General features: G+C 71.8%; 18 protein-coding genes. 5 read left to right on the top strand and 13 right to left on the bottom strand.

The annotated features are described in order from the left end of the window. Window positions 1-69: 69 nt before the first annotated feature. The 3 genes from OG842_RS22365 to OG842_RS22375 form a co-directional block, all read right to left on the bottom strand. The gene (locus tag OG842_RS22365) at window positions 70-1,491 is read right to left on the bottom strand and encodes a DUF2637 domain-containing protein (RefSeq protein WP_443063996.1); all 1,422 of its coding nucleotides are present in this window, start codon (window positions 1,489-1,491) and stop codon (window positions 70-72) included. Window positions 1,492-1,739: 248 nt separating this feature from the next. Beyond that, window positions 1,740-2,600: a DUF3558 family protein gene (locus OG842_RS22370; RefSeq protein ID WP_266732013.1), complete on the bottom strand. Its 861-nt coding sequence runs from the start codon at window positions 2,598-2,600 to the stop codon at window positions 1,740-1,742. Between the two features lie 211 nt (window positions 2,601-2,811). After that, window positions 2,812-3,717: a DUF3558 domain-containing protein gene (locus OG842_RS22375; protein WP_266733746.1), complete on the bottom strand. Its 906-nt coding sequence runs from the start codon at window positions 3,715-3,717 to the stop codon at window positions 2,812-2,814. A 170-nt stretch (window positions 3,718-3,887) separates the two neighbouring features. On the opposite strand from OG842_RS22375, the gene OG842_RS22380 reads away from it, so the two are divergent. Beyond that, window positions 3,888-5,081 carry an RtcB family protein gene (locus OG842_RS22380; protein ID WP_266732015.1) on the top strand — a complete coding sequence of 398 codons (1,194 nt, stop codon included), beginning with the start codon at window positions 3,888-3,890 and terminating at the stop codon, window positions 5,079-5,081. A 130-nt stretch (window positions 5,082-5,211) separates the two neighbouring features. Here OG842_RS22380 and OG842_RS22385 read toward each other — a convergent pair whose 3' ends face one another. Beyond that, entirely contained in the window at window positions 5,212-5,970 is a 759-nt protein-coding gene (locus OG842_RS22385) for an SDR family NAD(P)-dependent oxidoreductase (protein WP_266732016.1), read from the bottom strand. A 125-nt stretch (window positions 5,971-6,095) separates the two neighbouring features. Next, window positions 6,096-6,431 carry a YnfA family protein gene (locus OG842_RS22390; RefSeq protein ID WP_266732017.1) on the bottom strand — a complete coding sequence of 112 codons (336 nt, stop codon included), beginning with the start codon at window positions 6,429-6,431 and terminating at the stop codon, window positions 6,096-6,098. A 90-nt stretch (window positions 6,432-6,521) separates the two neighbouring features. Here OG842_RS22390 and OG842_RS22395 point away from each other — a divergent pair, with 90 nt between their 5' ends. Next, window positions 6,522-7,061 (top strand): hypothetical protein, encoded by a 540-nt coding sequence (locus OG842_RS22395; RefSeq protein WP_266732019.1) that lies wholly within the window; start codon window positions 6,522-6,524, stop codon window positions 7,059-7,061. Window positions 7,062-7,158: 97 nt separating this feature from the next. On the opposite strand, the gene OG842_RS22400 is transcribed toward OG842_RS22395, so the two are convergent. Then, window positions 7,159-8,616: an FAD-dependent monooxygenase gene (locus OG842_RS22400; RefSeq protein WP_266732020.1), complete on the bottom strand. Its 1,458-nt coding sequence runs from the start codon at window positions 8,614-8,616 to the stop codon at window positions 7,159-7,161. 139 nt (window positions 8,617-8,755) lie between these two features. Here OG842_RS22400 and OG842_RS22405 point away from each other — a divergent pair, with 139 nt between their 5' ends. Then, complete coding sequence (locus OG842_RS22405; RefSeq protein ID WP_266732021.1) at window positions 8,756-9,328, top strand: TetR/AcrR family transcriptional regulator; 573 nt, start codon at window positions 8,756-8,758, stop codon at window positions 9,326-9,328. Between the two features lie 117 nt (window positions 9,329-9,445). Continuing rightward, window positions 9,446-9,934 carry a MarR family winged helix-turn-helix transcriptional regulator gene (locus OG842_RS22410; RefSeq protein ID WP_266732022.1) on the top strand — a complete coding sequence of 163 codons (489 nt, stop codon included), beginning with the start codon at window positions 9,446-9,448 and terminating at the stop codon, window positions 9,932-9,934. Between the two features lie 15 nt (window positions 9,935-9,949). Here the strand turns inward: OG842_RS22410 and OG842_RS22415 are convergent, their stop codons facing one another. The 4 genes from OG842_RS22415 to OG842_RS22430 form a co-directional block, all read right to left on the bottom strand. Next, window positions 9,950-10,693 carry a Mut7-C RNAse domain-containing protein gene (locus tag OG842_RS22415; protein ID WP_266732023.1) on the bottom strand — a complete coding sequence of 248 codons (744 nt, stop codon included), beginning with the start codon at window positions 10,691-10,693 and terminating at the stop codon, window positions 9,950-9,952. An 86-nt stretch (window positions 10,694-10,779) separates the two neighbouring features. After that, entirely contained in the window at window positions 10,780-11,634 is an 855-nt protein-coding gene (locus OG842_RS22420; protein WP_266732025.1) for an NAD(P)H-binding protein, read from the bottom strand. 177 nt (window positions 11,635-11,811) lie between these two features. Continuing rightward, window positions 11,812-12,339 carry a GNAT family N-acetyltransferase gene (locus tag OG842_RS22425; RefSeq protein WP_266732026.1) on the bottom strand — a complete coding sequence of 176 codons (528 nt, stop codon included), beginning with the start codon at window positions 12,337-12,339 and terminating at the stop codon, window positions 11,812-11,814. Between the two features lie 35 nt (window positions 12,340-12,374). Next, window positions 12,375-13,199 carry a helix-turn-helix domain-containing protein gene (locus OG842_RS22430; RefSeq protein WP_266732028.1) on the bottom strand — a complete coding sequence of 275 codons (825 nt, stop codon included), beginning with the start codon at window positions 13,197-13,199 and terminating at the stop codon, window positions 12,375-12,377. Between the two features lie 91 nt (window positions 13,200-13,290). Between OG842_RS22430 and OG842_RS22435 the strand changes: the two genes are divergently transcribed. Continuing rightward, the gene (locus OG842_RS22435; protein ID WP_266732029.1) at window positions 13,291-13,863 is read left to right on the top strand and encodes a TIGR03086 family metal-binding protein; all 573 of its coding nucleotides are present in this window, start codon (window positions 13,291-13,293) and stop codon (window positions 13,861-13,863) included. Window positions 13,864-14,253: 390 nt separating this feature from the next. On the opposite strand, the gene OG842_RS22440 is transcribed toward OG842_RS22435, so the two are convergent. The 3 genes from OG842_RS22440 to OG842_RS22450 all read right to left on the bottom strand — a co-directional run bounded on the left by OG842_RS22440 (window position 14,254) and on the right by OG842_RS22450 (window position 17,556). After that, window positions 14,254-15,414 carry a hypothetical protein gene (locus OG842_RS22440; RefSeq protein ID WP_266732031.1) on the bottom strand — a complete coding sequence of 387 codons (1,161 nt, stop codon included), beginning with the start codon at window positions 15,412-15,414 and terminating at the stop codon, window positions 14,254-14,256. A 120-nt stretch (window positions 15,415-15,534) separates the two neighbouring features. Continuing rightward, the gene (locus tag OG842_RS22445; protein WP_266732032.1) at window positions 15,535-16,479 is read right to left on the bottom strand and encodes a universal stress protein; all 945 of its coding nucleotides are present in this window, start codon (window positions 16,477-16,479) and stop codon (window positions 15,535-15,537) included. Between the two features lie 63 nt (window positions 16,480-16,542). Beyond that, complete coding sequence (locus OG842_RS22450) at window positions 16,543-17,556, bottom strand: Acg family FMN-binding oxidoreductase (protein ID WP_266732034.1); 1,014 nt, start codon at window positions 17,554-17,556, stop codon at window positions 16,543-16,545. Window positions 17,557-17,959: the final 403 nt, after the last annotated feature.

The raw sequence follows: 17,959 nt of genomic DNA on the forward strand, positions 1-17,959 counted from the left end.
TGCACGGAGGGCCGTCACCCGGTGATTCGGGTGACGGCCCTCCGTCGTCGTTGCTGGTTGCGGGGTGGCTCAGGCGATGTGGTCCGCTTCGAGTTCGGAGTGGTAGCGGTTCTTGAACTCCGGCATCATGCGGCGGATCAGTGCCGCGCTGCGCGGGTGCCTGACGTTGTGGCCGTCCGTGACGTGTATGTCCAGGGCGTCGACGCTCGGGTAGTTGTTGTGCTGGTTCACGAACGCGGCGAACACCTCGTACGCGATCGCGGCGAACTCCGCGTCCTCCTGCGCCCACTCGACGGGGTCCGGCTCGGGTTCCTGGGTCTGCTCCGGGGCCTGCTGCCGGGCCTGTTCCCCGGCCTGCGGGTGTTCCTGGAGCTGTTCCTGAAGGGGCTCCTGCTCCTGCCGGGGACCGGGGACGGCGCCGATCGTGCCCACGCTGCCCAGGGGGCGGGTGCGGCCGCCGGGGCCCGACGGGACCATCACAGGGCCCGGCTCCAGGCCCTCCTCGTACGCGGGGTCGTAGGCGCTCTCGTACGTGTCGTCCGGGACCTGGGCCGCCACGAACCAGGGGCTCTCGTGCGAGCCGGGCCCTTCCTGGGGCCACTCCTCGGCGGCGGCACCGGGGTCGGAGGGGTGGCTGTGCTGCTGGTACTGCTGGTGCTGCGGCCCGTGTTGCTGCTGCTGTTCGTACTGCTTCTGGTCCTGCTCGTGCTGCTGGGCGTACTGCTGCTCGGGGACGTACGGCAACTCGGGCTGCAGCTCGGCCGGTTCGGCCTGGGCCAGGGCGGGGGCCGGGGCCGGGGGGAGCAGGGCGGGTTCGATGCCCGCGGCGGCGAGGCCGGCCGGGGCGGTTTCGGCCAGCGGGACGCCGTACTTCGCCAGGCGCAGCGGCATCAGGGACTCGACGGGGGCCTTGCGGCGCCAGTTGCGGCCGAAGCGGGCCTGGAGGCGGGCCTGGTAGATCAGCCGGTCCTGTTCGAGCTTGATGACCTGCTCGTAACTGCGCAGCTCCCAGAGCTTCATGCGGCGCCACAGCTTGAACGTCGGTACGGGGGAGAGCAGCCAGCGGGTGAGGCGGACGCCCTCCATGTGCTTGTCGGCCGTGATGTCGGCGATCCGGCCCACCGCGTGGCGGGCGGCCTCGACGGAGACCACGAACAGCACCGGGATGACGGCGTGCATGCCGACGCCGAGCGGGTCGGGCCAGGCCGCGGCTCCGTTGAAGGCGATCGTCGCGGCGGTCAGCAGCCAGGCGGTCTGGCGCAGCAGCGGGAACGGGATGCGCAGCCAGGTCAGCAGCAGGTCCAGGGCGAGCAGGACACAGATACCCGCGTCGATACCGATCGGGAAGACCAGCGAGAAGTCCCCGAAGCCCTTCTGGAGGGCGAGTTCGCGCACCGCCGCGTACGAACCCGCGAACCCGATCGCGGCGATGAGCACCGCTCCGGCGACCACGAGACCGATGAGTATCCGGTGGGTGCGTGTCAGCTGCATCGCGGCCACCCGCGTTCCCTCCCCGTTCTCCCGTATCCGACGTCATGTTCTGGCGTCGTGCTCCGACTTCTGGCGGGCACAGCCTGGCACACGAGGGCGCGGGGCGTTGCGCGGGGAGGGGCGAAGCCCGGTACTCGGGGGAGTACCGGGCTTCGTGATGCCGCTTCCGGGCCGGGGCGTTGCGGACCGGTCCGCCGGGCCGGTCCGGGGGTGTGGCCCGCTCGTCCGCCGGGCCGGTCCGGGGGTTGCTAGCTCGTCTTCTTGACGGACGACTTGCGGGCGGAGGTCTTCCTGTCCGTCGACTTCTTGTGGTCGTCGGACCCGCTGTCCGAGGACTTGGGGTCGTCCGCCTTGTCGGTGGCCTTCTGGCTCGGAGCGGTCGAGCCGGAGTCCTTGTCGGCGGCGACCGCGGCCACCACTTCCTTGGCCGCCTTCTCGGCGCCCTTCCGGATGTCGTCGGCGGAGGGGGTCTTCGCGCCCGCGTAACCCGCACCGTTGTAGGTGAGGGTGATGACGACGTTCTCCGTACGGGCCACGACCGTCGCGTACTTGAAGTCCTCGCTGGTCTTGGCGAGGTCGTAGGTGACCGTGGTGGCCTGGTCCCCGATACCGTCGGCGGGCGTTTCGGCGACCTTCTTGGCGCCCTCGGCCGCCTTCGCCTTGTCGACCTGCTTCGCGAAGTCCTGCTGCGCGCGCTTGGCGCCGCTGCCCAGGGCCTGGTCCGAGTCGAAGCGGGTGAAGCCGACGTCGAGCCAGCGGTACTGGGAGCCCTTCACACCGTTGTCGTCGAGGCCGTTCCAGGAGCAGCCCGCGCGGGAAGTGAGGTCGCTGGACTTGGTGGCCGTGCCGTTCTTCGACTTCGCCGAGGGGACGAGGGAAGTGACCGTCTTCCTGGTGATCGACTTGCACGGGTCGGGCAGCTGGGCGAACTTCGCCGGCTCGACGGTCGGTTCCGCCTTCTTGCTCGCGCTCGGCGCTGCGGACGACGCGGACGAGCCCGAATCCTTCTTGCCGCCGTCGGAGTCCGACGAGCAGCCGGCGACGACGAGCATCACCGGTACGGCGGCGCAGGCGAGTATGCGGGAGAGTCGCGGGGCTGAACGGTGCATGGTTCCTTCACTCGGGTGGCGCGGCGGGCGGGCTGCCAGGCGGTCGGGTGGGTGGCCGGGCGGTGGTCGGCCGGGGTTCCGGAGGGTGTCCCGGAAGCTGCTCCGGAGGGTTTTCCGGAGGGCCACGGTACGACGGACTGCGACCGGATGCCGCCTCGGCGGGGGGCCCGGTGGCCGCGGGCGGCTCCGGTCAGGGTCGCCCGGGGCGGGGTCATTCGCTGAACTCGTCGACCAGCTTCCGGGCCAGTGCCTGGGCCTTCTCCTGCAGTTCCTTGCTGTCGGGGACGGCGGTGGAGACGGCCGGCTGCTCGGTGTACTCGACGGTCACGATGACGTTCGATGTGCGGAATACCACCTTCACCGTGCGGTGTTGTGCGGTGGAACCTGCCCGGGTGAGCAGATCGTCCAGAAATGCACTGTCGCCGAGGTCGTCGAGGATGCGTGGCTGAAGGCTCTCGTCCGGGGCGCCTGCGCCGTCGTCGGTGTTCTCGTCGTCGGTGCTCTTGCCCTCGGGGGTGGGGCCGGTCAGGGCGTGCGAGGTGGATTCGGAGGCGTCGCCGGACGTGTCGTCGGAGGTCTCTCCGGAGGCTTCGTCGGAGTCGGCTGGGGGCGTCTGCTTCTTCTCGCCCTTGCCGTCGCCGCCCTCCGTGCTCTCCGCGCTCTCCGTGGCGTCGGGGGTCGCGGAGGGGGAGGACAGGCCGGCGGCGGTCTCCTTCTTCGTGTACACCTCGCGGGCGCGGTCGTCGTCGCTCACCGCGGGGTCGTAGGACACGACGCGCTCGAAGTCGATGAACAGGCTGTGCGAGGAGGAGGAGCCCTCGGACTTCCAGCGGCAGCCGACCCGGCGGTCGGTGTCGTAGGTGACGGAGGCGGTGCCCTCGTACACCTTTCTCTGCTGGTCCTCGGTGAGTTCGGCGGCGCCCGGGAGCAGGTCCTTCAGCATCGATGACTCGACGGCGCGGCACGGCTCGGGAAGAGTGCGGTACTTGCCGGGGGCCGCGGCGGCGACGGTTTCCGTGCCGGACTTGCTGTCGGCTGCGGAACCACCGGTTCCGGTGTCGGCGCTGCAGCCGACGACGAACGCTGCCAGTAGCGCGGTGCCGGTGACGTAGGCCATTCGTCGCACGGTCCTGGGCTCCCTTCGTGCGAAAAACGGTTGCCGCCCGATGGCGACCGGTGGAGACAATGTGTATCGCACGCGCCGCTGTGAATGCCGGTCGACCGACTTATTTGCCGACCTTGGCACCGGTTTTGCGCTTTCAGGCTTTTCGGGGGAATCGAGGAACTATGTCGTATGTAGAGGTGCCGGGGGCGAAGGTTCCCATCCGCATGTGGGCCGACCCGGCCTCGGTCGAGGACGTCGCGATGCAGCAACTGCGCAATGTTGCCACGCTGCCCTGGATCAAGGGTCTCGCCGTCATGCCGGACGTCCATTTCGGCAAGGGCGCGACGGTCGGTTCGGTGATCGCGATGCACGGCGCGGTCTGTCCGGCGGCGGTCGGCGTGGACATCGGCTGCGGAATGTCCGCGGTGAAGACCTCGTTGACGGCCAATGACCTGCCGGGCGACCTGTCCGGGCTGCGGTCGAGGATCGAGCAGGCCATTCCGGTGGGCCGGGGCATGCATGACGAGGCCGTGGAGCCCGACCGGCTGTACGGCTTCCGGGCGCCGGGCTGGGACGACTTCTGGGGACGGTTCGACGGCGTGGCCGATGCGGTCAAGTTCCGTCAGGAACGTGCCACGAAGCAGATGGGGACGCTCGGATCGGGAAACCACTTCATCGAGTTCTGTCTCGACGAGGCGGGTTCGGTCTGGCTGATGCTGCACTCCGGATCGCGGAACATCGGCAAGGAACTGGCCGACTTCCACATCGGGCAGGCGCAGAAGCTGCCGCACAATCAGGACCTGATCGACCGGGACCTGGCGGTCTTCATCGCCGACACCCCGGAGATGGCGGCGTACCGGAACGACCTGTTCTGGGCGCAGGAGTACGCGAAGCACAACCGGGCCATCATGATGGCGCTCTTCCAGAACGTCGTCCGCAAGGAGTTCAAGAAGGCCAAGGTGACCTTCGAGCCGGTCATCTCCTGCCACCACAACTACGTGGCGGAGGAGCGGTACGAGGGGATGGACCTGCTGGTCACGCGGAAGGGCGCGATCCGTGCGGGTTCCGGGGACTTCGGGATCATCCCGGGTTCGATGGGCACCGGTTCGTACATCGTGAAGGGGCTCGGGAACGAGAAGTCGTTCAACTCGGCCTCGCACGGAGCCGGCCGGAAGATGAGCCGGAACGCCGCGAAGCGGCGCTTCTCGACGCGCGACCTGGAGGATCAGACGCGGGGCGTGGAGTGCCGTAAGGACTCCGGTGTCGTGGACGAGATCCCGGCCGCGTACAAGCCGATCGAGAAGGTCATCGAGCAGCAGCGGGACCTGGTGGAGGTCGTCGCCAAGCTCAAGCAGATCGTGTGCGTGAAGGGCTGAATCCAGGCCTTCGGGCACGGGCGGACGAAGGGGCCGGGGACGCGGGTGGTGTGTCCCGGGCCCCTTCCTGCCTGCCCTTTTCCGGTTCAGTCCGGTCGGGTCGAGGTCGGTCTGGTCGAGTCCGGTCCGGTCAGGCGGTGCGGTGGACCTTGGAGTTGGAGGCCTGGGCGCGGGGGCGGACGACCAGGAGGTCGATGTTGACGTGACTGGGCCGGGTGACGGCCCAGGAGATGGTGTCGGCCACGTCGTCCGCGGTGAGGGGGGCGTCGACGCCCGCGTACACCTTGGCGGCCTTCTCGGTGTCGCCGCGGAAGCGGGTGGTGGCGAACTCCTCGGTCTTGACCATGCCGGGGGCGACCTCGATGACGCGGACCGGGGTGCCGACGATCTCCAGGCGCAGCGTCTCGGCCAGGACGTGCTCGCCGTGCTTGGCGGCCACGTAACCGCCGCCGCCCTCGTACGTGGAGAGGCCCGCCGTGGAGGACAGGATCACCACCGTGCCGTCGCCGCTCGCGGTGAGGGCGGGGAGCAGTGCCTGGGTGACGTTGAGCGTGCCGATGACGTTGGTCTCGTACATCTGGCGCCAGTCCGCGGGGTCGCCGCTGGCGACGGGGTCGGCCCCGAGCGCGCCTCCCGCGTTGTTGACGAGGACGGCGAGGGTGCGGAACGCCGTGGCGAACTCGTTCACCGCGTCGCGGTCTGTGACGTCCAGCTCGTAGGCCGTGGCCTGGTGGCCCGCCTCGTTGATCTCGGCGGCGAGCGCCTCGATGCGGTCCTTGCGGCGGGCGGTCACCACGACGCGGTAGCCGGCGGTGGCGAGCTGTCGGGCGGTCGCGGCGCCGATGCCGCTGCTCGCTCCGGTGATGACGGCAATCGGGGTGGCGGCCATGGCGGACTCCTCGGACAGCTGATCGGTACGGGGGTCAGGATAGGCGGGTACGGGGTGGAGCCGGGCGGCGCGGGGTGTGCCGGGGCGAGGCGGTGCGGGGCACGGTGGGGTGGAGTGGTGCGGGGTCAGGAGTTGCGGGGGGCGTACATGATGACCGCCATGCCGGCCAGGCAGATCAGCGCCCCGATCACGTCCCAGCGGTCGGGGCGGTAGCCGTCGGCGGCCATGCCCCAGACGATCGAACCGGCGACGAAGACCCCGCCGTACGCCGCGAGGATGCGGCCGAACTCGCCGTCCGGCTGGAGCGTTGCGACGAAGCCGTAGGCACCCAGCGCGATGACGCCCGCCCCGATCCAGATCCAGCCCCGGTGCTCACGCACGCCCTGCCAGACCAGCCAGGCGCCCCCGATCTCGAAAAGCGCGGCGACGACGAACAGAGCAACGGATCGGGCGATCGACATGGGACAAGGCTGCCATGTGAGGAGAGAAGCAAGGCGCGCCGAACCAGTCGGTAAATACGGATGATTCGGGGTGATCTGTATCTTCGGGACATGTTAGTGACACATGGAGCTGCACGGGCCGTCTCCGCGACGGCGATGTTGGCCGGGAGCGTGGTGCTGGCGGCGGGGGTGGGGGCCGCGGCCGCTGCGCCCTCCGGCCTCCCCGAGCCCTCCGGTCTTCCCGGCCCCTTCGCGGTCATTGCGCCTGAGGCCGATGTGGCGCACCACGGGCATGTCCTGCTGTGGGGGGCGGGGCTCAAGGTCCGGGTGCGGACCGAGAACCACGGCCCGATGAACCTGGCGGGTGTGACCGTGCGGGTGCGGACGTCGGTGGCGCTCGCCGGACAGCAGGAACTTCCGCAGAGCTGTCTGCAGGCCGACCGGTGGACCGTGCTGTGCCGGACCGGCGGCCTGCGCGCCGACGGGGCGCAGGAGCGGCGGCTCGCCCTCGAACTGCGGCTTGCGGCACGGCCGGACGAGGTCGTCGTGCGGGTCGACACGCTGTGGAACGGCGGAGCGACCGACCGGAACCCCGGGAACAACGACCACGAGGTGCTGGCCCCGGCCACCGGGGACGAGTACGTGTTCTGAGCCCGGGCCGGCGGGGCCGGTGAGGCGGGACCCGCGCTCATCGGCTCCGACGGGGTGGGTGCCGCGCCCACCGGGGCGGGCGGGGTGGGTGCCGGGCTCATCGGGTGAGTGCGGCCTGCAGGGCCGCCGAGTCGGGGTGGTCGCTCGCCCAGGCGATGTAGCCGTCGGGGCGGACGAGCAGGGTGGTGGTGCGGTCGCCCTGCCAGTGGGCGTGCACCAGTGGGGCCGGTGATGCCGGAATGGCGGCGCCGGTGGGGGTGACCAGGACGAACGTGCCGTCGCGCAACAGCTGGTGCAGGCGGCCCTCGCGCAGGCTCAGGTCGGGGGCGCGCTTCGCGGTCAGGGGGTGTGCGCCGCGCGGGGCCCGGTAGGCGATGGCGATGCCGGAGACCATGCCGATGGCCTTGTCGGAGGCGGGCCGGACGGTGGCCAGTGTTCTGGCCACCAGGGTCCTGACCGTCCGCTGGAGCGGGGTGCGGGCCATGGCGAGGCGGACGAGCGCGCCGCTGGTGCGGAGCACGGTCGCGCCGACCGGGTGCCGTTCGGCGTGATAGCTGTCGAGGAGCGCCTCCGGGTCGGCCGTGTGCCCCCGCAGTACGGCGGCGAGCTTCCAGGAGAGGTTCGCGGCGTCCTGGAGGCCGGTGTTCATGCCCTGACCGCCCGCCGGGGAGTGGACGTGGGCGGCGTCCCCGGCGAGGAAGACCCGGCCGGTCCGGTAGGACGGCACCTGGCGTTCGTCGCTGTGGAAGCGGGAGATCCAGCGGGCGTCGTACATGCCGAAGTCGGAGCCGAGGGCGACGCGGCAGATCTCGCGCAGCTCGTCGAGGTCGACGGGGTCGCTGTCGGCGGCCTGGCGCCCGCGGTGCCACCCCATCACGCGGTACCAGCCGTCGCCGAAGGGAGCGATGAAGGCGAAGGCGTCTCCGCCGCCGCTGACCGTCAGGATGTCGGAGGGCTTCTCGGCGAGCCGGACGTCGGCGAGGACGATCGACCGGATCACGGATTTGCCGGGGAAGGGGAGCCCGAGCGCATGGCGCACGGGGCTGCGCATCCCGTCGGTACCGACGAGGTAGCGGGCGGCGAGGGTCGTCCGGCTGCCGTCCGGCTCGCGCAGTTCGGCGGTGACGGATTGCGATGCGGGGCTCTGGTGGAGCGTGGTCAGCTCCGTGTCGTGCCGGAAGTGGACGCCGGCGGTGCGGGCCCGGCGCTCCAGCAGGCGCTCCACCTCGTACTGCGGGGTGATCAGCACGAACGGGAAGCGCGTGTGCAGCCGGGAGAGGTCGAGCGAGAGCTTTCCGAAGAAGCGCAGGGAGGTGAGGGGCGTGCCCGTCCTGATCAGCTCGTCGGCCAGGCCGCGGCTGTCGAGCAGTTCGAGCGTGCGGGCGTGTACGGCGAAGGCGCGCGTCATGTTGCTGGTCCGGCTCGGGCGGCGCTCCACGAGCGTGACGGAGACGCCCTGGGCTGCGAGATCCCCTGCCAGCAGCAGGCCGGTGGGGCCCGCGCCCACGATGAGTACGTCGACGGTCTCGGGTGCGGTGCTCGGGGTGGTGGTCATGGCTGCCTCCTGGGCCCGTCCATCAGCTGTCACCTTCGCGCCGACGCATGTTGGTCAACGAACGTTGGTCAACGCTTGTTGGCAACGGTAGCTCCGGTGCGACTGGCGTGTCAACGGTTGTTGGCCTACAGTTGTTGGCATGACAGAGCCCGTCGCCGCGCCCCGCCGTTCGGATGCCACCAAGGCCGCGATCCTCGATGCCGCGCGCGAGCGGTTCGCCGCCGACGGGTACGAGCGCGCGACCATCCGTGCCATCGCCCGTGACGCGAACATCGACCCGTCGATGGTCATGCGCTACTACGGCAACAAGGAGGGGCTCTTCGTCGCCGCCTCCGCGATCGACCTGCGGATACCCGACCTGGGGGCGATGCCGGGCAAGCACGTGGGTGCGGTGCTCGTCGGGCATTTCCTGGACCGCTGGGAGGGCGACGACGTCCTCACGGGCATGCTCAGGGTCAGCGTCACCAACGAAGCGGGCGCGGAGCGGATGAGGGCGATCTTCGCCGGGCAGATCGGCGCGGTCACGACCGGGGTCTGCCCCGTCCCGGCCGAAGCGGCCCGCCGTGCGGTGCTCGTCGCCTCGCAGATACTGGGGATGGCGCTCGCGCGCTACGTGCTTCGGTTCGGGCCCGCCGTCGAGATGTCGCGCGAGGAAGTGATCGCCTGGCTCGCGCCCACCGTCCAGCGCTACCTGACCGCCGAGAAGCCGTAGCCCGAGCGGGCAGGCCGGGCCGGGCCCGCCGGGCCGGGGCCGGTCAGACCGAGGCCGGCTCGACGGGGGCCGGTTCGGCCGGTCGGTCAGGCGTTGTCTGCTTCGTACACTCTCTGCATGTCGCAGAAGTCCCAGCCCGGCCGCGGTGCGCTGATGGCCGAGCTGACCGTCGAGTCACGCCGCTACATGGCCGCCTACGCGCTCTTCAACCAGGCCGTCGCGGACCATCTGCGGCTCCACCCGACCGATCTCCAGTGCCTCAACCTGCTCGGCCTGGAGGCGGGGCCGGTCACCACGGGCCGTGTCGCGGAGCTGACCGGGCTGACCACTGGGTCGGCGACCCGGCTGGTCGACCGGCTGGAGCGGGGCGGGTACGTGAGGCGCGAGCGGGACACCGCCGACCGCCGACGGGTGCTCGTCGCGACCGTGCCGGAGCGGATGGCGGAGATCGGTGCGGTGTGGGAGCGGCTGAACGGGGCCTGGGCGGCGATGTTCGAGGCGTACGACGACGAAGAAGTGGCCCTGCTCATCACCCACATGCGGCGGACGGTCGAGCTGAGCGCACTGCAGGTCGAGGCATTGCGGCAGGCCGACGGCGGCACGTGACGGCCGGCTCCGGGTCTACGTACCGTCCGCCGACGTGGGCGCGAATTCCTGGAGGGCCTTCGTGACGATCGCTTCCAGATGCGAATGGTGGGCGCCCCGCCAGTAGACACGGTCGCACTCCGTGCACTGCGCGAAGACGTCGTACGAGTGCCGGGTGCCGTGTTCCAACTGGTCACTGACCGTGTCCTTGTCGGCCTCCTTCAGCGGGCCGTTGCAGGCGGTGCACCTGGTCCAGGGCGCGAGGCGCGGGGCGAACCGCTCCAGCACATCGCGGAGTTGCTCCTCCGGGCGGTCGCTGTAGACGTACGCCCCGGCCCAGATCTCCCGCCGGTGCAGCAGGCCGCGGTCCCGCGACAGCAGTACGCGCCGCTCCTGCGCCGACCGGGCGGCCAGCGCGGGATCGCCGATGTCCTCGCTCTCGTACGCCGCGTCGACCCCCAGCAGCCGCAGCCGCCGGGCGAGCGTGCCGAGGTGCACGTCGAGCAGGAACCGCAAGGGCGCGCCCGGGACCTGCTGGGGGCGTTCCACGGCACGCACCTCGACCAGTTCACCGGCCCCCGGGATGTGCGAGACCGGTACGGACCGGCCGTCGACCAGGATCTGTCCGGCCTCGGTGAGCGGGATGCCGAGCGATTCCACGACATGGCCGAGGGTGGAGGCGCCGTCCGTGGTCACGGCCGTGCGCCCCCGGCGGCGTTCATGCGCGACGAAGAGCCGCAGCTCGGGGGCGACTTCGAGGTGGATCTCCGGTCCGTTCACTCCGCCAGGATGTCATCGGCCGGGTGCGCCAGCCAGGGGGTTTCGGTTGTCGGGGTGAGCCGGACGCGTACCCGGCGGGCGAGGGCTCAGGGGCGGAAGGCGGCGGCGTTCTCCTCGGCCCAGGCGGCGAAGGTGCGGGCCGGGTGGCCGGTCAGCTTCTCGACGTCGCCGGTCACCTCGTCCGGGATGCCGTCCGAAGCGGCCGTGTACGCGAGCAGCGCGTCGGCGAACGCCTCGGGCACGAAGCCGGCGACGGACTTCTTCCAGGCCGCCCCGGTCACGGTGTTGATGGCGATGGGGCGCCCGGACGCCGCCGCCAGCAGGCCGACCTGCTCGGCGGCGGTGAGCGATTCGGGGCCGGTCAGGTGGTACGCCTCGCCCTGGAGGCGAGGGTCGGTGAGCACGGCGAGGGCGGCCTCGGCGATGTCCGTCGCGTCGATGGGGCTGGTGTGGCTGTTGGGGTAGGGGAGGTCGACGGTGCCATGGGCCCGTACCGACTGCGCCCACTGGTACGCGTTGGAGGCGAAGGCCCCTGGGCGCAGCAGCGTCGTGGTGAGGGGTGAGGCGAGCAGGGCCTGCTCCACCGCGTGGTGGGAGGCCGCGATCGGGTTGTCCTGGGGGTCCGGGGCCAGGACCGAGCTGGAGGAGAGCAGCACGACGTGGCCGACCCCGGCCGTCTCGGCCGCCGACAGGAAGGCGTCGATGCCGGACGGCTCGGCGTAGAGGAAGACGGAATCGACGCCGTCCAGAGCGGCTTCGAAGGTGGCCGGGTCGCCGAGGTCGCAGGCCACGACGGGTACACCGGCGGGCAGTGCGGTGGCCGTGGCGGCGAGGTCCTCGGGGGTGCGTGAGGCGGCGCGGACGGCGTGGCCGTCGCGGTGCAGCAGCGAGACGAGCGTGGAGCCGATACGGCCCCGGCATCCGGTGACGAGAGTGAGCATGGTGGAGGGGTCCCCTCTGCAGGTGCAGATATGGCAGATCCGTGGATCCGCAGGCAGGGCAAATCTGCGGCATGGCGGGTCTGCGGGCATGGCAGATCCGCAGGAATGGCGGATATGCGACTGTGTCACGAATAAGCTGCGTGACGCAGATAAATATCCAGGGGTGGGACCGGCCCGTCAAACGTTTTCGAGGTCGAGTCGCCAGTCGTTCGTCAGCAGTACATGGCCGGGCGGGTACTCGAAGTCGCATTCGCCGAGGAGGGTGAAGCCCGCCTTGCGGCACACCGCGTTCGAAGCGCCGTTCCCCACGGACGGATAGGCGTGCAGGAAACGGTGCTTGTGCTCGGCGCGGGCCTGTTCGGCGACGGCCGTCGTCGCGGCCGTGGCGATGCCCAGCCCCTGGAATTCGGGGAGGACGGCCCACCCCGTCTCGTACACCTCCTGGCCCTGCCAGGTGCGCTCCCAGAAGCCGATCGTGCCCACGGCGCCGGCCCCGTCCGTCAGGGCGATGCGGAACATCCTGCCCCGGCCCGTGCGGTCCGCGCTCAGCTCCACGTAGCGCTCGTGACGCGCTATGAGCTGTTCCTCCGTCTCGGGGCCGCCCAAGTGGTCCATCAACTCGGGCGCGTTGGCACGGCGGAGCAGCTCCAGGTCGGCATCCGACCAGGCCTCGATCCGTACGGACGACGAAGCGGTGCGTTCCATACCGGAACTGTAGGACGCGGCACTGACAACCGGGGTCAGTGCGGTGCGAACGCCGTCGGGGGCACGCCGACCGTGGCGGTGAAGTCCCTGATCAGATGGGCCTGGTCGCTGTAGCCGAGCTCCGCCGCGAGTGCCGCCCAGTCCACCCGCGGGTCCGACTCGGCCCGCTCCAGCGCCTCGTGGATGCGGTAGCGGAGGATGACCCACTTGGGGCCGACGCCGACGTACGTGGCGAAGAGCCGCTGGAGCGAGCGTGGCGACAGCCCCGCCGCGCGGGCGAGTTCGTCGACGCGGCGCACCGTGCGGTCCGTGCGCACCAGGTCGGCCAGGGCCATCGCGCGTTCGGCCTGCGGGTCGGGTTCCGGGCCGAGCGCCAGCAGGTACCGGTCGAGCGCCGCCACCCGCGCGTCCTCGTCCGCCGGGCCGAGGATGTCGGACGGCGGGGCGGGCGGGGTGAACACCTCGTCGGCGGGGAGCCGCCGCCCCGTCCACTCCGCTACCGGCCTCCCCGGTGCGAACGGCCGGAATCCGCCGGGCCGGAACTTCACCCCGCAGACCCGGCCCCGGCGCTCCAGTTTCTGTGTGAAGAGCTCCAGTCCGATGCCCGAGACCTCCACGAAACCGGCGGGGCCGGGCAGGGCCGTGCCATTCTCCTGCTCGAACCGCTGGAAGACCAGATTCACCGACGGGTGCGGCACCACATGGGAGGCGTACGGCTGGGACAGGTCCCAGTCGATGAGCCAGTAGTGGTCGACGTACGGCCGTAGCCCGGCGGCGGGTTCACGGCGCCGGAAACGTACCTGGGCGAAGAGTTCGGGGGCGTCGACGATGCCCCGGGTGTCGCGTCGAGGACCGGCCATGGCGGCGATCCTATGATCTGCGGGCCGTCGGGGTGCGGGCGATGTCGCATTTCTTCAAGCGCCCGTCCGCCCGGTCGTGCATCGTCGAACGATGACGAAGATCAGTGAGTTGCTGGATACGGCCGTCGGACCGGCCGTGGCCGTGCTGGACGGGATCGACGACAACAGCCTCGGCGCGCCCACGCCGTGCGCGGAGTACGACGTACGGGCCCTGATCAACCATCTCTTCCAGGTGATCGTCAACTTCCAGGCCCTGGCGGCCAGGCAGGAGGCCGACTTCGGTACGACGCCGGACGTCGTCACCGGGGACTGGCGGACCCGCTTCGGCGAGGAGGCGGCCAAGCTGGTGGCGGCCTGGGCCGTGCCCGGCGCGGACGAGGGGACCACGGGGGCCATGGGGCTTCCGGCCAGGACCGTCGGGAACATGGTGCTGGGCGATCTGACCGTCCACGCCTGGGACTTGGCGCGGGCCACCGGCCAGGATTTCACCCCGGACGAGTCCGTGCTGGGCGAGATCGGTACCGCGCTGGCCTCGATGGCCCCGATGGCCAGGAAGGCGAAGGTGTTCGGCGAGCCGCACCCCGTACCGGACGGGGCTGGCCCGTTCGACGAGGTGCTCGCTCTGACCGGCCGGGATCCCGGCTGGAGACCGCCCGTCGCCTGACCTCGGCGGCCGGAGGGCGGGGGCGGGGGACCCGCCCTCCGGGGCATCCGGGGTGTCGTAGAGGCCGTCCAGTCCGGTGAACGCGCCGTCCACGACCCCCTCGGCGTCCACCAGCATCGCGCGCTCGTCCAGCCGGGCCGCCCGGTGGGCCGCCCGATGGGGGTACGGGGTCGGGGGCGCCGGGCGCCGACGCCGCCACCAGCTCTCGCACGCCGCGTAGATGCCGCAGGCGAAGAGCAGCACGGGGATGGACAGGGCCAGCAGGGCGTCGCCCCCGGCAGACCTCCTCGCACACACGGGACGAAGGCAGGTCTCTTCTGCATCGGCAGGTTCGCCGGGCCGGCTGTAGATCTTTCTTCGGCCGATGATTCGGCCATCGATTCGGCCGGTCTACCGGCTCCACACATGCACCGCGTCGCCCGACTCCGACCCCGGTTCCGACACCGTGTACCAGGTGCCGTCGCCGAGCGCCGTGGGAGCGCCGGATATCGGGAACGGGTACGTGACCTGCGCGGCCACCCGCATTTCCGCCCCGGCCGTGCTCACCAGCCAGTGGCGCGGCTCGCCGTACTCCTCGTCCCGCTCCGCCGTACCGGCGATGACGGTCTCCTCGTCGAGGAAGCCGCACTCGTAGTCCCAGCACGTCTCGTCGGCGTCCCGGTCGTCGGGATCGGCCTCGGGGTGGCGGGGGACGGTGTGCTCGGTGTCGAGTTCGGCGAGTACGGAACCGTCGTCGACCCGGTGCACGCCGAGCGCCTCCCCGTAATGGGTCACCGTCACGAAGCGGTCCCCCGAGGGGCTCACCCCCGTCAGGATCCGCTCGTCGTTGCAGAACTGCTCGACGGAGAGCTTCTCGCCGTCCCACCGGCCCCACCGCAGCGGTACCCCGTCCTGGCCCTCGCCGACGCTCAGCCCCATCCGGGCGGGGTCGGGATGCGGGACGTGATCGGAACCGGCCGCCACCGTCTCGGTCTCCGCCCGGCCGAGCACCCGTCCGTCGGCGGCGTCGATGACCAGCCACTCGTCCAGCGCCTCCGGATCGGGGCCGGACGCGGCGACCGGCCCGCGGATATGGGCCCAGACGAGCGCCCCGTCCGCGGAGAACACGGCCGAGCCGCTGTCCGCGTAGATATGCCTGTGATCGGCCGCGTACTCCTCGTACGCGTTGTGGAGCGTGCGGCAGCTGCCGTCCCAGCAGCCGTGCCGCACCTCCCAGCGCACCGCCCCCGTGGGATCCACCGCGCGCACCGCGTGTACCCCGGCGAAGACCGCGAGGTCGCCGCGCGGCGACACCGTGAAGGTGCCGAAGTTGCGGGGCCAGGGCGCGGGGAAGCGGACCGGCGCCGCGTCCGGGGCGCCGGGGTCGACGGCGATCAGTTCGGCGTCGCCGCGCTGGACGAGCAGGCGTCGGCCGACTGCCCGCTGCCCGTCACCGGGCGTGGGTTCTGCGTCCGGCCAGTGCAGGAGCTGCGGGGCGTCCGCCGTGTTCTGCGCGCGGTCCAGCGGTGCGGCGAGCGTGGTGACGAGGCGTGCGGCGGCTCTGCCGGCCATGGGCGGGTCCTCCCCTTCGCGAGCGAGCGAGCGAGTGCGTGCGTGTGCGTCGACCCGTACGTCGGCGCATCGGTACGGGGAGAACCGTAAGGCCGGCCGACGGGCGCCCGGTCGGTGCCCTCAGCCCTGGTACGTGTCCGGGACGATGGCGACGGGGCAGGGCGAGTAGTGCAGCACCGCGTGGTTGACCGGGCCCAGTTGGAGTCCGTGCCATCCGCCGGCCCGCCGGGCGCCGACGACCAGGAGTTCCGCGGTCTCGGCGGCTTCGATCAGTACCTGGTGCGCCGGTCCCTGCGCCACCGACCGGTGGATGACGACGGCTCCGGAGCCGTCGTCGTGGGCCTCCTGGCTGTCCTGCGCGTCCTGCCTGTCCTGCTTCTTCCGTGCCTCCAGGGTTTCCAGGGCCTTCAGGACCTCTTCGAGGTGTTCCTCGGCCTGGCGGCGGTAGGCGGACGAGGAGGAGCCGGGGAGCGGCGGGTGGCTGAGGAGCGCGTGCGCGGGGCGGCGCCAGGCGCGTACGGCGGTGAGCTCGCCGTGTCGCGACGCGGCCTGGGTCAGGGCGAAGACGGCGGCGGCCGACGGACCGGTGGCGTTGCTGATGCCGACGACGACGCTCCCGGGTGTCGCCGGTGTGCCGGGCTGCCGCGCCGGAATCACCACGACCGGGCAGTGCGACCGGCCGGCCAGCGCGAGCCCCACGGACCCCAGGAGCATTCCGGCGATCCGGCCCCGGCCCCGGGAGCCCAGGACGACGAGTGAGGCCTCGTGGCTCTCCCGTACGAGGGTGGCCACCGGGTCCTCGGGCTGCACGTCGGCCACCACGCTCACCTCGGGACTGAGATCCCGCACCCGGTCCCGGGCCGAGGCGACCAGATGCTCGGCGAGGAGCTGTTCGCCGGGGACCTGGGGGTCGGCGGGGGGCCGCAGGCCCTCGTAGTGCTCCCACAGCGACGCGTGGACGACGCGCAGGGGGAGCCGGGTGCGGGCCGCTTCCGCCGCGGCCCAGTCCAGGGCTCGCAGGCTGCCCTCCGAGCCGTCCACCCCGACGACCACCGGGAACCTCATCGCCCCCACCGCCTTTCCCGCTTCCGCGTCGGTCCGATCGCCCTCACGGTGTGTCGACCGTTCCTACGGCTCGATCGTCAGCACCCGGTCCAGGCGGCGGCGCGGTGTCCGCGGCCCGGTGGGCCCGTAACCCAGGCGGATGATCATCTGGGGGTGTCCCGTGCCGTGGAGCGGGTCGCGCAGGACCCAGCGCAGGTCCGGCCATTCGATGGGCTGGGTCGCGAACGAGGTGGACACCGCGTCCAGCGTGGCGGCGAGCAGGACGCGCTCCAGCGCCTGACCGGCGCGGAGCCAGTCCGCCGGGCGGTCGTTCTCGGTGCTCAGCAGGGCCAGCTGAGGCCGCCGCTCGAACAGGACGCGGGCCCGGCCGTCGGGGGCGCGGGTGCCGGTGAAGTCGCGGTTGACCGCCCGCTCGGAGGCGTCGCGCGGGCCGAAGGCGTAGTCAGGGATGCCGTCGTCCGGTGCGTCGGTCTTCGTGAACCGGGCCCAGTGCTCCTGCTCGGCCTCTCGCGCCGGGTCGCCCCGGTCGTATCCCTCGGCGTCCCGGATCAGGTCGAGCACGGTCTCCAGATGGGGCGGGACCAGGAACGTGAGGTCCGCGCCCTCGGTACGGGCCGCGCCCACGAGGCGTGCGCGGACGTCGTCGGGGATCGGCTGCTCGTCGAACGGGTAGCGGCTGGTGTGCCGCTCCGCGATCGCGGGGTGGAGGGCGCGGAGCGCCTCGTCGGCCCGATCGCTCGGGGTGCCGGGGCGGCTGCCGAGGGCGTCGTCGAGCCGTACGACTGCCAGGAACGCCGGATCCGACGGGGCGGGCAGCAACGTGGTGGCCGCGGCCAGGCCGTGGTGGGCGGCGGACACCCGCAGGTTCAGCAGGGCCGCGCCGCAGCCCACGTGCAGGGCGCGGGCGGAGGGGTCGGCCGCCGGCAGCGCGCGCTCGAAGTCGGCCCGGAGGGCGAGGGTGCGGTCGCCGCGTGAGTACCGGAAGAGCCAGGGCTGGGCGTTGTGCATGGACGGTGCGGCGGTGGCGTCGGCGACGAGGTCGGTCACCACCGTGTCGGTGAGCGTCTGGGCGGACATCTGACCCCCGCGGATCGGGAACTGTCGATGTCCTTCCAGCATGTATCAAGTGCCGCCGGGACGGTACGGGAGACGGTCCGGGTTTCCGGGGTCTCGCCGGGTGGGGGAGCGTGGAGAGGGGGAGTGGCAGCCGTTCTCGTACGCGCCGCAGGCCGGCGGCGAGATGCCCGGGCAATGGGCCGGACGGGTGCCGGAGGAGACCGCCGCGGAGCTGCGGCGCCGCTACCCGGACCGGCATCACCGCCGCCCGGCTCACGCGCCCGCCGCCCGGCTCACGCGCCTGCCGCCCGGCTCACGCGCCCGCCGCCTGCCGCCCGGCTCACGCGCCCGCCGCCCGCCGCCCGGCTCACGCGCCCGCCGCCCGCCGCCCGGCTCGCGCGCCTGCCGCCCGACGTGCGGACGC

The organism is Streptomyces sp. NBC_00376 (assembly GCF_036077095.1).
Taxonomy (GTDB): domain Bacteria; phylum Actinomycetota; class Actinomycetes; order Streptomycetales; family Streptomycetaceae; genus Streptomyces.

What these genes read in the sequence shown, in the direction of transcription:
- OG842_RS22375 (WP_266733746.1), bottom strand. Translation starts at nt 3,717, where the DNA reads ATGGCCTACGTCACCGGCACCGCGCTACTGGCAGCGTTCGTCGTCGGC.
- OG842_RS22385 (WP_266732016.1), bottom strand. Translation starts at nt 5,970, where the DNA reads ATGGCCGCCACCCCGATTGCCGTCATCACCGGAGCGAGCAGCGGCATC.
- OG842_RS22435 (WP_266732029.1), top strand. Translation starts at nt 13,291, where the DNA reads ATGACGAAGATCAGTGAGTTGCTGGATACGGCCGTCGGACCGGCCGTG.
- OG842_RS22400 (WP_266732020.1), bottom strand. Translation starts at nt 8,616, where the DNA reads ATGACCACCACCCCGAGCACCGCACCCGAGACCGTCGACGTACTCATC.
- OG842_RS22445 (WP_266732032.1), bottom strand. Translation starts at nt 16,479, where the DNA reads ATGAGGTTCCCGGTGGTCGTCGGGGTGGACGGCTCGGAGGGCAGCCTG.
- OG842_RS22390 (WP_266732017.1), bottom strand. Translation starts at nt 6,431, where the DNA reads ATGTCGATCGCCCGATCCGTTGCTCTGTTCGTCGTCGCCGCGCTTTTC.
- OG842_RS22410 (WP_266732022.1), top strand. Translation starts at nt 9,446, where the DNA reads ATGTCGCAGAAGTCCCAGCCCGGCCGCGGTGCGCTGATGGCCGAGCTG.
- OG842_RS22450 (WP_266732034.1), bottom strand. Translation starts at nt 17,556, where the DNA reads ATGTCCGCCCAGACGCTCACCGACACGGTGGTGACCGACCTCGTCGCC.
- OG842_RS22365 (WP_443063996.1), bottom strand. Translation starts at nt 1,491, where the DNA reads ATGCAGCTGACACGCACCCACCGGATACTCATCGGTCTCGTGGTCGCC.
- OG842_RS22395 (WP_266732019.1), top strand. Translation starts at nt 6,522, where the DNA reads ATGTTAGTGACACATGGAGCTGCACGGGCCGTCTCCGCGACGGCGATG.
- OG842_RS22370 (WP_266732013.1), bottom strand. Translation starts at nt 2,600, where the DNA reads ATGCACCGTTCAGCCCCGCGACTCTCCCGCATACTCGCCTGCGCCGCC.
- OG842_RS22425 (WP_266732026.1), bottom strand. Translation starts at nt 12,339, where the DNA reads ATGGAACGCACCGCTTCGTCGTCCGTACGGATCGAGGCCTGGTCGGAT.
- OG842_RS22380 (WP_266732015.1), top strand. Translation starts at nt 3,888, where the DNA reads ATGTCGTATGTAGAGGTGCCGGGGGCGAAGGTTCCCATCCGCATGTGG.
- OG842_RS22430 (WP_266732028.1), bottom strand. Translation starts at nt 13,199, where the DNA reads ATGGCCGGTCCTCGACGCGACACCCGGGGCATCGTCGACGCCCCCGAA.
- OG842_RS22405 (WP_266732021.1), top strand. Translation starts at nt 8,756, where the DNA reads ATGACAGAGCCCGTCGCCGCGCCCCGCCGTTCGGATGCCACCAAGGCC.
- OG842_RS22420 (WP_266732025.1), bottom strand. Translation starts at nt 11,634, where the DNA reads ATGCTCACTCTCGTCACCGGATGCCGGGGCCGTATCGGCTCCACGCTC.
- OG842_RS22440 (WP_266732031.1), bottom strand. Translation starts at nt 15,414, where the DNA reads ATGGCCGGCAGAGCCGCCGCACGCCTCGTCACCACGCTCGCCGCACCG.